This window comes from Myxacorys sp. (assembly GCF_059501405.1).
In genome coordinates this window covers 1-10,514 of sequence record NZ_JCACCM010000160.1, presented here as the reverse complement: position 1 = coordinate 10,514, position 10,514 = coordinate 1, and the positions used below count along the sequence as shown (strand labels likewise).

At 48.1% G+C, this 10,514-nt stretch carries 12 protein-coding genes and 2 pseudogenes; 3 read left to right on the top strand and 11 right to left on the bottom strand.

Annotated elements, in window-relative coordinates; all coding sequences use genetic code 11:
- Nucleotides 1-578 precede the first annotated feature (578 nt).
- Nucleotides 579-1,034 (top strand): GNAT family N-acetyltransferase, encoded by a 456-nt coding sequence (locus AC5I6P_RS21810; protein ID WP_495695867.1) that lies wholly within the window; start codon nt 579-581, stop codon nt 1,032-1,034.
- Between the two features lie 282 nt (nt 1,035-1,316).
- Here the strand turns inward: AC5I6P_RS21810 and AC5I6P_RS21805 are convergent, their stop codons facing one another.
- The 9 genes and pseudogenes from AC5I6P_RS21805 to AC5I6P_RS21765 form a co-directional block, all read right to left on the bottom strand.
- Nucleotides 1,317-2,150: an alpha/beta hydrolase gene (locus tag AC5I6P_RS21805; RefSeq protein ID WP_495695866.1), complete on the bottom strand. Its 834-nt coding sequence runs from the start codon at nt 2,148-2,150 to the stop codon at nt 1,317-1,319.
- Between the two features lie 201 nt (nt 2,151-2,351).
- Complete coding sequence (locus AC5I6P_RS21800; RefSeq protein ID WP_495695865.1) at nt 2,352-3,206, bottom strand: VanW family protein; 855 nt, start codon at nt 3,204-3,206, stop codon at nt 2,352-2,354.
- 133 nt (nt 3,207-3,339) lie between these two features.
- Nucleotides 3,340-3,831 (bottom strand): annotated as a pseudogene (locus tag AC5I6P_RS21795) (alpha/beta hydrolase); the annotation flags it as partial.
- Between the two features lie 15 nt (nt 3,832-3,846).
- Nucleotides 3,847-4,260 carry a hypothetical protein gene (locus AC5I6P_RS21790; protein WP_495695864.1) on the bottom strand — a complete coding sequence of 138 codons (414 nt, stop codon included), beginning with the start codon at nt 4,258-4,260 and terminating at the stop codon, nt 3,847-3,849.
- A gap of 268 nt (nt 4,261-4,528) precedes the next feature.
- Nucleotides 4,529-4,885, bottom strand: coding sequence for a CPCC family cysteine-rich protein (locus AC5I6P_RS21785; RefSeq protein ID WP_495695863.1), 357 nt, complete (start codon nt 4,883-4,885; stop codon nt 4,529-4,531).
- Between the two features lie 267 nt (nt 4,886-5,152).
- Nucleotides 5,153-5,545 carry a cupin domain-containing protein gene (locus AC5I6P_RS21780; protein ID WP_495695862.1) on the bottom strand — a complete coding sequence of 131 codons (393 nt, stop codon included), beginning with the start codon at nt 5,543-5,545 and terminating at the stop codon, nt 5,153-5,155.
- 527 nt (nt 5,546-6,072) lie between these two features.
- Nucleotides 6,073-6,699 carry a methyltransferase gene (locus tag AC5I6P_RS21775; protein ID WP_495695861.1) on the bottom strand — a complete coding sequence of 209 codons (627 nt, stop codon included), beginning with the start codon at nt 6,697-6,699 and terminating at the stop codon, nt 6,073-6,075.
- A 39-nt stretch (nt 6,700-6,738) separates the two neighbouring features.
- A pseudogene (locus tag AC5I6P_RS21770) lies at nt 6,739-7,456 on the bottom strand (IS1 family transposase).
- A gap of 11 nt (nt 7,457-7,467) precedes the next feature.
- Entirely contained in the window at nt 7,468-7,923 is a 456-nt protein-coding gene (locus AC5I6P_RS21765) for a methyltransferase family protein (RefSeq protein WP_495695860.1), read from the bottom strand.
- Between the two features lie 142 nt (nt 7,924-8,065).
- On the opposite strand from AC5I6P_RS21765, the gene AC5I6P_RS21760 reads away from it, so the two are divergent.
- Both AC5I6P_RS21760 and AC5I6P_RS21755 read left to right on the top strand, forming a co-directional pair.
- Nucleotides 8,066-8,611, top strand: coding sequence for a type IV secretory system conjugative DNA transfer family protein (locus AC5I6P_RS21760; protein ID WP_495695859.1), 546 nt, complete (start codon nt 8,066-8,068; stop codon nt 8,609-8,611).
- Between the two features lie 15 nt (nt 8,612-8,626).
- On the top strand, nt 8,627-9,046 hold the full coding sequence (locus AC5I6P_RS21755) for a hypothetical protein (protein ID WP_495695858.1): 420 nt from the start codon (nt 8,627-8,629) through the stop codon (nt 9,044-9,046).
- A gap of 239 nt (nt 9,047-9,285) precedes the next feature.
- On the opposite strand, the gene AC5I6P_RS21750 is transcribed toward AC5I6P_RS21755, so the two are convergent.
- Together AC5I6P_RS21750 and AC5I6P_RS21745 are read right to left on the bottom strand one after the other, a co-directional pair.
- Complete coding sequence (locus AC5I6P_RS21750; RefSeq protein ID WP_495695857.1) at nt 9,286-9,510, bottom strand: helix-turn-helix transcriptional regulator; 225 nt, start codon at nt 9,508-9,510, stop codon at nt 9,286-9,288.
- Nucleotides 9,511-9,868: 358 nt separating this feature from the next.
- The gene (locus tag AC5I6P_RS21745; RefSeq protein ID WP_495695856.1) at nt 9,869-10,453 is read right to left on the bottom strand and encodes a hypothetical protein; all 585 of its coding nucleotides are present in this window, start codon (nt 10,451-10,453) and stop codon (nt 9,869-9,871) included.
- Between the last annotated feature and the right edge of the window lie 61 nt (nt 10,454-10,514).

Below are 10,514 nucleotides of genomic sequence, written 5' to 3'. Positions count from 1 at the left end.
CTTTGCCTCAAACGCGACTGCTATTATCTGTAGCATGTATTGATCCACTTGGTACGAGTGGAACGCACTGGCATTCGAGGGGTTGAAGCAATGCATGAAACGATGGTTTACATCAGTTCGCTTGCGGCAGATGCCGCAAAGTCGGGATTCACGATCAGAGAGCCGGAAATTGGCTCGAGTTTACGACTCGCTACAAACTTTTCAGGAATAATTTTGACGGAGAAGCTTACCAACTTTGCCTAAACAAAGGGATGCGACACACTGCCTATCCGGCATAATTTCTTATTTTAGATAAAAGGAAGTTTCAAGCTCTACCTGCCTCCTCTAGGCGGTTTTGTGATGTCTATAATTTCCATGCGAAAATGAGTTCACTCGTCCTATAGAACCCATTTGAGATCTTTTCCCGTGATACTTGGCTTTGAAGGAAGCCGTTACTCTGCGATCAATGGTAGAGCCTTCCTAGCAAAACCGTTTTCTGCCAGAAAATGGAGAAAACCAGCTAGCTGCAAGGCTTGTAGTTTCAGGATTAGATCTCAAATGGGTTCTATACAGGAGTAGGGCAAAACGTTGAGGATAGGATGTCGTTTCTTCCACGCTCATTTACCGTTCCCAGACGGGTTGTGACCCACCAATTCTGCCTTCGCTCCATTACTATTCACGACGTGATCAAAGATTTTGACGCGGTCATGTCTAGTCGCGAGCATCTGTGGGCCCGCTTTGGAGCAGCATGGGGATGGCCATCTGCAGCTATGACGATCGAGCAAGATCTGATTGATTTAGGTTGGCACCAAAAGGAGTTTCAGCTCCGCTCCTCATTCAACTATGCGGTCATGTCGCTAGATGAAGCGCGGCTGTTGGGCTGCGTTTACATTGATCCACCAGCCGGGGCAGAGATGGATGCGCAGGTTGCTTACTGGATTCGCAGCAGTGAATTAGCGTCGGGCTTAGAAGCAGACCTGGGCGCATTTGTGCGCCAGTGGATGACGGAGGTCTGGCCGTTTAAGCAGGTGGCTTACCCGTACAACAAAGAGTAAGACGGTGAGGTGGGGGTGACGGCTGCGATCGTGGGTGCAGCTAACTTGTCAAAAATTGCCCGGACTATCTGTAGTTGGTATTAATTGATTTGGTATGAGAAGCGTTTCTCTAAAATTGAACTTCTGCCGGGTGCGGCAGTTAACCAAGATTTAAAAGAGTGAATTCAGCGATAACGGATGAGATGAGCGGTGGTAGACAGTCTTAAGCGAAGCACCATGATCTTAAAAATCCGCTCCATCGATTTGTTATCTTGTGCTACTTCATACTGCTTCTGATGCAACTTATTTCTGTGGATATGTTTCGTCGACAAGTTGCTGAAAGGACAATAGAGTTTGTTGATGGCGCTCACCTGCTACCCAAGTGAAATCATCATGTCCTGCCCCTGCTACCCAAAGAGACATTTTGGGTTCAGACGCAGCGTTGTAGAGGGTTTGACTATGCTGAATCGGAATGGTTTGGTCAGCTTGACCATGCATCACAAGAATAGGGCAACGAACTTTTGGCAGTTTGTCGAGGTTAGAGAACTTGTCAAAGGGGAGTAAGGAAAACGGTACAACGACCCGGAATGCAGATGTGAATGTACTCTCTAAAATCAAACCACCAACAGAATGCCGAGATGCTAGGTCGGTCGCTGATCCTCCTCCTATCGATCGACCGTATAGGATGATCTGCTCAGGCGGTATTTTGAGTTGTTGCGTCAGATATCTATAAGCAACATCAGCATCTTGATAAGCATTATCCTCGCTTGGCTTACCATCGCTGGTTCCGTAACCTCGATAGTCATAAGCAAAAACACTAAATCCCCAGCTATTCAGGCGTTCTAACACAGGGCGAATATCCCCTAGATCTTCTGCATTTCCATGAATATAGAGGAGAGTATAGGCAGCTTCAGCATTCGGCAAATATACTGCTGATATCTTTTCAGTACCAGCGACAGGGATTCTAAGAATATCTTTTGTATTCTGGTAGGTAGCAGGCTGAGGTAAAAAGATCATGCTATCCGCTCGAAAAAAGACATAGAGCGCAAAAAAAGCGTAAATAAATAGCAACGATCGCACTAACCTCTTCCAACTAAGTTCCCCAATCAGCAGTTTCTTTAATGGCAAATAGCGCATACATGTACCTGCTCACCCCAGTAACCTAGTTCTTCCCGGAGCCCCTTGCCGTCTAATACCAAGATAAGCGGCAGCTGACAACGTTCGCACCCTCACTAAAGATCCCTCAACAGTCCGCTTCATCGACTTGTTAGCTGGTTTTTGCCATCAAAAGCTTCCACAAATGATGACATCGCTTTCATAGGCATTGCTTATATTATCTCATTGCTCTATTTCATCGCTCTTACCAGTGGTCTCCAAACTGCTTTCAGTACAGGGTTTGTAAAAACTAATGGCGCGGTAATTAAGTTGCCATGGAAGTTCTTCAGTCATGGTTTTCGATCTAGTCCTTACTCTCGAATTGTCTGCTCGATCACGCACAGAGCGTCGAGTTTCAACGATCCAACCAGAAACGTTATTTGCTGAAGGAGATAACAACTCTTGCAAAACCACAGAGTCAACTTTAACCTTCCATGGGCAAGGAGACTGTCCCCATAAGCTAGAGATTACTTGACCCGTCTCTGGCAGTACTTGTAAGCGCAACTGTAGTGCCACAGCACTGTGATTTCGGACGATCAAGTCTTTATAGCCATAGGAGATCGAAGCATCTTGACCAAGCTGGTAAAAGCGATCGCTCCCGTAAGCATCGATGCTATGGCAATGTCGCTCCAGGATCTGGCAACCTGAAACCAAAAACGTATGAAACAGGTTGGTAGCAATTAAGCATAGTCCGCCACCAACTCCCGTCTGCACTTGACCGCGCACAAACACGGGTCCTGCCTTAAACCCATTACTTAAGGTTGGATCGCCTACGCAGTTACAGAAGCTGAAGATTTGCCCAGGATTAAGTTGAAGTTGGTGAATTTTGCTTGCAGCCAGTTGCAAGTTTATGACACGATTTTTCCGAATTTCTGGACTACCACGCTTTGGGATGGCTGTGACGGAATCACACCATAAATGAGGGTAAAGATATGACTGATGAGGAGTTTGTTGCCGAGCATAAAAAAAAGGGTAGCCACGAAGCAGGCTCCTAGCGTACTTGAGGCTAATACGTAGAGATCGTTTCCATTCTTTCAAAGCGGCGACTCCTTTCCTTTATTTATGTACCTAACAGATTTGATAGATATCAAGCAATTCCGCTTCTAGAGTAAAAGCTAATGGTTCTGGTCAGCGGTTGCCAATAATTTTGCAACACCACAAGCAATTTCATTCAATCCACTGCACCAGAATCGTTAGGCGGTTGGCTGATGTTTTGCTGTTGCACTAACTCAATAAATCTTTGAATGGCTTTTAGGTATGACTGCTCCCCTGGCTGATAAATTCTTACATGATCCGCACCAGAGATAATCAACAATTGTTTTGGCTCAGGAGCAGCATCATATAGACGTTGGCTCATCTCAGACGGTACAACTGAATCAGCACTGCCGTGCAGAAACAAAACAGGAACCCGAAGCGATCGCACTTTGGACAGCGAATCAAATTGCTCCGTCAGAAGCAACCCAACCGGGAAAATCTGGAGAACTTTTCTGTGCCCAATCGCCTCTAGCATCGAGGTAAATGAACTTTGCATGATTAACCCACCTGCTTCTGGATGTCTTATCGCTAAGTCCAGCGAGATCGCTCCTCCTAGAGACTCGCCATAAATCAAGATTTGCTCTGGTGGTATCCGACGCACATTCCGCAAGTAATTCCATGCGGCTTGGCTGTCCTGATAAACCTACGACTCACTGGGAAAATCTCCCTCACTCAGACCATGCCCTCGATAGCCAAACACCAGTACCGAAAAACCTAGCTGCCGAAAGGCTGACACGCGAGCCAGATAATTGCAGTCCCCCATGTTTCGCCCAACCCCACAAAGATATAGCATCACTTTGGGAGAAGTCAGAATGTTGGTAGGTTCATTAGGTAAGAGAACAACGTTTTCTGATTTTGCAGAAGCAGGAATCCACCAGCCGTGTAGTCGTGCTTGAGAACCTGAAATTGGTATCGAGGCATCTTCGTAGGGGAGGTTGAAGTCTGAGGCATCAGGTCGCAGCGACAGTTCTAATGCCGGGCGATAAATTAGACTACGCTGCCATACAAGTAGAAATAAACAGGTTGACAAGTAAGCAAGTGCAAGCACCGCTGTCATAACAGTTAAAAGCCGCTTCCGTTTTCGAGAGTCCTTATTTGACCTGCTGATCACGGCCTTTACTCTAATTGGCAATTTCAACGTATCACATCAAGATTAGTAGCGGTAGTTGATATCGGCTTACACAGATAGCTTACAACTACGCCCCCAACCGAGAAACGAAGCCGTCTAACGCTGAGTTCAGCCGCGCCTGAAGCGCAGTGAGGAACGAACGGAGTGTGAGGCGTCGACTGCAACGACTGGTTATGCTGCGGTTGGTGCCTCATGCCTACACTTCTTCCGCGAGCGGCTTTCTGACGTTCTTGATGAAGCGTCTCTCACAGGCGCCAAACTCTCGATAGTTGGTTCTAGCTTGCGTAAGGTTGAGCCAACCGTTTAGCCCGCCTCGAAGTACATCGGCGTCTTGTTCATCTTGTCCATCATCTTCCCAGAAACAGACGGAGCAGATTTCATATCCGCCGCGCTCACCTAGTGTTTTACAACCGCAGCATGGGCAACGGTAATCAGCCTCTTCCCGTTGTGGCTCCATAACGAAATGATTTTCTAATCCGTCCATGTACCACTCGAACCATCGTTTACGCCGTTCGAGTTCTTCTGGACTTGGTTCATTTGTTTCTGAGTTCATGGTTTAGGTTTAACGCAGGTAGCAAAGCCGCACGCCGCAGCAAAACTATTATTTGGACTGAAAGTTTCCGCCTAGGATCCCAAATTTAGTCACTTAGCCCGAATCTTTCCCTCCAACTTGGTAAACTGAATGGGAAGCCCTGACCTCAGAAACAGGAGAGTTCAGGGCAGAACGAGCAAAACTTAGCTTTTCGGGCTAACGTAAAAATCAGGGGTTAAGCAGCGCAATTGTCCAAAAATTAGTCAAAATCACAATTCGCAAGTGAGGCTATGGTGAGCTGCTGCTGAAATTTATATCTGGTGCTTTTTCCTCCCGGTAGATAGGGGGCGATTGTACCGAGAGTAATACAACATCTTCATTAGGCGTACTAAAGCCGTGGCTAACTCCGGCAGGAACGTAAATTGTATCGCCGGCTCTAACCCAATAATTTCTGTTCTCTAGAGTGACTACACCAGTTCCTTCTAGAATATAAACAAAGGCTTCAGAGGCTGCATGAATGTGTGGCTTCAACGAAGACCCCTTGGCAATTCTCACATGATCGAAACCGATAGTAGAAAGCTTTCCATGGGACAACAATCGAGTGATGGTAGCTCCAAAAAGCGTCTCGCTGTTAAACTCTGTCAGGTTTTTTATCTCGGTTCTGGTTGCTTGGGTAATCATTTTTCTACGCTCCACTTAATTCTCAGTGCGGGGCGGCATAGCTCATCAGCAACAGTTAATTTTTCGGATCAACAAGGGATCGAATTAACCTTCTGTGTAGCGGGTTCGGTACAGGGCTTTTGATAAGTACACTATAGAGCACCGGCACTCGACAGACAGCCGTTTGTTACGGGCTGTGATGATTTGACCGCCAGGTTCGCTGTGAGCGAACCTGGCTCACTTTTGAGGTGATTTTTGGGTTGTGCCACAGAGATGATAAGGCAAGATGTCGGCTAACAGATTATTTATCGCTTTAACAGATGAATGGCGTCCGCTCATAACCTGCATCATCAAGTTGGCTCAATGAGGTGTAATTCTCCCAGCATCCCTCACAAGCTAGGATTAGCAATCACTTCAACTGAGAACTTTACGTGTAAGATTTTCTCTTTGGATAATATCAATCTGTTAAACCGACAAACAACTTTTAATCGACAGATCGTGCGGGGCAATGCGTAAGCCAATCGCACCCTCGACAGCAACTCCAATCTCTATCGCTTCACCCCTTCAACCACGCTGACAAAGTTCTGTGTCGGCACAATCTGGGTCAGCTCGAATCCGACAGCTTCAAACAGCGCTCGATATTCCGCCTCGGTGCGTTCTTTGCCACCCGGAGCCATCACCAGCATATTCACATCTAATAACTTGCCCATGAAGGGTGCGTTGCCGGGAGGAATCACCTGTTCAACCACCAGCACTCTGCCGTTTTCTGCCATTGCAGTGCAGCAATTTTTCAAGATAGCGATTGACCGCTCATCATCCCAGTCATGAATAATGTGTTTGAGCAGATAGGCATCGGCTCCAGCGGGCACAGATTGGAAGAAACTTCCCGCTACTAGCTGGCAGCGATCGACAACGGCTTCCTGAGCGATCTGCGGCTTTGCTCGTTCAATCACTTCGGGTAGATCAAACAAAATGCCTTCCATCTGGGGATTTGCCTTCAGAATCGTGGTGAGGAAGCTGCCCTGTCCCCCCGCCACATCCACCAAGCGACGAATCGATGAGAAATCATAACTAGCCATCACTGCCGCAATTTCTGCACTGGAGAAGCTCGTCATGGCTTGGTCAAATACATTAGCGGGTTCGGGATTTTGAGCATAATACTCAAACACATTCATGCCAAAGAGATTTTCGGCGTTGCTGAATGAAGGGATGAGCTAACTTGGGACAGGCACATCCCAGAATTTGAGATAGTGCAGTAACAATCGTTTACCCCTAAGGGGGAACTGCTTCGCAACGAATACCCCAACATTTCCTCAGATTTGGAGTAGCACAGCGTCTTGCGGTGCAGTCGAGCCAGATAGTGTCGCAATCGAGTGTTTTCAGATTCAACTCGGGTCATGTAGGTCTTACTCACAATCTGATCACCGTCTGGTATAAAGCCAGGATAAACACTCCACCCATCCGTCACATAGAAGTAGCATTGCCATTGGGCAACCATTGCCCACAACGGCTCAAACGTTTGGGCACTGTGGTCACCTAACACCCAGCCTAAAATCCCAGACCTGAAATGGTCTACAGCTGTCCAGAGCCAGATTTTGTTTTTTTAGATCCAACAAACGTTTCGAGTTCATCCAGTTCCCCCACGTCAGGCACTGCTTCTGGAGCGTAAGCAACAGGCAGGTGCTTCCCGACTTGCTTGAGCCAGTGAATGACTGTGGTGTGATGCACCCCTTTGACCCGTTCAATAGCCCGAAATCCCATGCCATTGGTGTACATCAGCAAACATTCGCGTTTGACGTCATCGGAGTAGCCTTGGGGTGGCTCATAGTGATCCAAGAACTGTCGCCCACAATCGACACAAATGTGATTTTGTTTCCCTTTCCTCTTGCCATTCTTACGGATATGAGTGGACTGGCATTCCGGACACTGCATCGCAAATGACCTCAATTCATCTTCCTATTATGCAACGCCAGATTTTCAAATCCACTCTCGCCGGTCTGAATACTGTGCAAAATATTGCCCCAACTGTTGTAGTGTTCGCGGTCGCCCATCATGATAGAGGCACCCCGAATCGATTCGGGAACATCACTGCGTAAACAATGGGCGAACGGCGTGAGCCCAAACTGCCTGGGTTCAGTCTCGGCAAATACGCCTACACTTGCCAGAGCACGGAGCAAGCGGTAGAGGGACGATGCATCGGATTGAGTGAGCGTTGCCAGTTCATCACAACTTTTTTCACCGGCTTTCAAGAAATCCGCAATTCCCAGTTTGGCAGCGGCATAAATACACTGCGATATCCAGTAGCTGGATGCCATTTGTAGCATCACCATAGAAGGGGAAGGCGTATCCAGGAATTGAGCAGCAGGAGTGCCTTCATTTGTGGGCAACGATGTGTTCATAGTTGTTGTTTTCGAACGCCAACGTGATTGTAACTATCGACTGGCTCCCAGTACAAGCCGAAGTAGGCTGCCGTTTTTGCAAGCTTCAGGGTCGTGTCTTTGTCCCGTTCTCTCAATCAGTAAGGAGTTGAATCTTCCCAAGGTGTCACATACTGCCCGCCCATACTTCCTTAAACGACAGGTGAAGCTGCAAAAGCTAACCGATAACGTGCGAGGCATCGCGTCTGAACTGCACTCAATTGCAGCCGGAGACGCGGGTGAACTCTTCTGTGCCAATCATTCGGATTTATGCCTCACCGATGCGATCGTGCACGGCAAACTTGTGTACTTTATGCTGCCACGTCTAGAAGAATCGGAAGGTGCAGCGCGGATGCTGAAGGTGTTTCGCGAAGATCTAGAAGTCTCGATCGGGGAAGTCACCTTTAACCAGAATGTGCGGCTCGAAGATCCGCATCTAGTGATTATTGATGAAGGAGGGTCTACCTTTTCGCCGACCTGGGCAAATCTGTTTGAACTCGCGCGTAAAGGACGGTTCGAGCTGCTATTCGGGGCACAGTCTATCGCAGGGTTAAGCGATCACTCGCTAGGACTAAGCCCTGCCTTCTTCGAGCGGGTGATGGCGAACGTGAATCTAAAGGTCGCCATGCGGATTGGCGACAACACCACCTCCGTTGAACTCTCGAAATAGCTGGGCAAGACAACGGTGCTCAAGAAATCGACCAGTCGATCAAAGTCAAAAGGAAGTGCCACCTCCGCCGTTTCTCCCCTGTTTGATGGCACCGCTAAGCGTCAGTCGGGACGCTCTTCTACCGAAAATTTTTACGAGGAAGAAGAGAATTTTGTCTCTGCCGATGAACTCAAATACGGCTTAAAGGCTGAAAAAGGACTTGCCTGGATTGACTTAGGGGGTAAACTCACCAAAATGCGAGCCTTGTGGGTTGATTTTGATCTGCCTCAAAACTGGACTGGACGTAATTGCGTGCTTCTGTTGGACCCTCGCGAGCGAGATGCCCTCTCCTTGGCAACTTGGGTCAATCGCGAGGTGGTTCAGCGCGAAACGCTCAATGAAAAAATGACCGAGCCTTCCGTCCCGAGCCTGCGTCAGGGACGGACGCAGCATTAACCCGACCAGAAAGTCGAATCCCCTTCTCTCGATCAAGCCTTCAAGATTTCGCTCAATGCTAGAAACAATCGTCATCCCCGTCATGGCAATACCGTTGCCGTGACTTCCGTCCATCATCGGGAGGAGCGTTCTGCCAACGCACACCCTCGTAAGCCTTCGCCCCGACTCTCTTCCAAGAAAAACTTCCGACGATGAAAAGATATCCTTCGCTCAGAGCGAGTAGACCAGCCGAACTACCATTACGCGACCCGCGAAATCTTTCCTCGCAACTCGTTGAGGGGGACATTAACAACCGCAGCTAACTCTTCCCACTGCTCCAGCGTCATTGTGGGCTGCACTTGTCCCCGCTCCCAGGAGCGGATTGTTGACACACAGACGCCTAACCGAACTGCTAACCGCTCTTGTGTGAGGTCAGCTTCTTGTCTTAACTCTTTCAGCCAAGTCGCGTTAACAGCCTGCTGCATACCCACCTTGAATTTCACCGTTGATTGCCACTGCTAGATTCTAGCGGATGCGCTCCATTATCCCCTGTATCACTAGGTTCTGGCAAAAATCTTTTCAAAAAAGTCTTCTCGTAGACTCAGGCAACGTCTGCTTAAAATCTCAAAACCTTGATGAAGTGGTGATCCAGAGTTACAGGACTACTTTCTACCTCTAATTTCTACAGGTGGATCATCACTTTGAACTCTAACGGTGAGCAATAAAGGTAATGCTTTAGCATACTCGATTGCCAGAACAGTTCGGAAAACGTTTACTCCGAATTCTCGGGCTGGAATGCTACGGCAAACAGCAAATTCTCGTTGAAACCGAGCGGCTCCTGCTTCAGCTTTCTTGGGATGGCTCTGGGGAAGACGGATGGATTACTTCAACCGATCGATTAAATAAAGGTCTATCCCCCGCTTCTGATATCGGTAGCACCCGCACTTCAACTTTCATATTGCTAGGGATTACCCAACGCAAGTGGCGATCGACTACCATTTCAATCCTGGCTCTGAGGGCTTCGTCTTCAGATAGGAGTACCCGAATGGATCGTTCTTGAGCAGATTCCCGAAAGTCTTCCTGCTGAGTATCGTAACTATCCGCGTCGCTGTCTTCGCTAGGCGAAAAGAAGGAGGCTTCCAACAGGTCCGCTAATGTACCAGGGTCTAGAGAATGGTGACGAGCGATCGCAATCGTCACCTCCTCAATGGAAGGCAAGTAGGATGCCTCATCAGTTTTGCTAAACCCCAGATCGAGCGGCAGCCAGAGTTCTGTATCTGAATGACCTGCCTGTTTCAGGATCGCGATCGCTGTAATGTGCTCCACGGTCACTGCCATCATCTGGGAAAATAACTCCGCAAATTCGTCTGGGGTGAACACCCAATCCGCTATCTGAATTTCAAACTGAGGGGAGATAAGCTTAGGCAATACATCGTATAGCGCTACGCGAGTACGTTAGGACAATGCCTGAAGGCGGCATCGACACAAT

Excerpts from the sequence above, each read along its gene's own strand:
- AC5I6P_RS21775 (WP_495695861.1), bottom strand. The coding sequence starts at position 6,699 with ATGAATGTGTTTGAGTATTATGCTCAAAATCCCGAACCCGCTAATGTA.
- AC5I6P_RS21790 (WP_495695864.1), bottom strand. The coding sequence starts at position 4,260 with ATGACAGCGGTGCTTGCACTTGCTTACTTGTCAACCTGTTTATTTCTA.
- AC5I6P_RS21785 (WP_495695863.1), bottom strand. The coding sequence starts at position 4,885 with ATGAACTCAGAAACAAATGAACCAAGTCCAGAAGAACTCGAACGGCGT.
- AC5I6P_RS21750 (WP_495695857.1), bottom strand. The coding sequence starts at position 9,510 with ATGCAGCAGGCTGTTAACGCGACTTGGCTGAAAGAGTTAAGACAAGAA.
- AC5I6P_RS21805 (WP_495695866.1), bottom strand. The coding sequence starts at position 2,150 with ATGCGCTATTTGCCATTAAAGAAACTGCTGATTGGGGAACTTAGTTGG.
- AC5I6P_RS21765 (WP_495695860.1), bottom strand. The coding sequence starts at position 7,923 with ATGAACACATCGTTGCCCACAAATGAAGGCACTCCTGCTGCTCAATTC.
- AC5I6P_RS21810 (WP_495695867.1), top strand. The coding sequence starts at position 579 with ATGTCGTTTCTTCCACGCTCATTTACCGTTCCCAGACGGGTTGTGACC.
- AC5I6P_RS21780 (WP_495695862.1), bottom strand. The coding sequence starts at position 5,545 with ATGATTACCCAAGCAACCAGAACCGAGATAAAAAACCTGACAGAGTTT.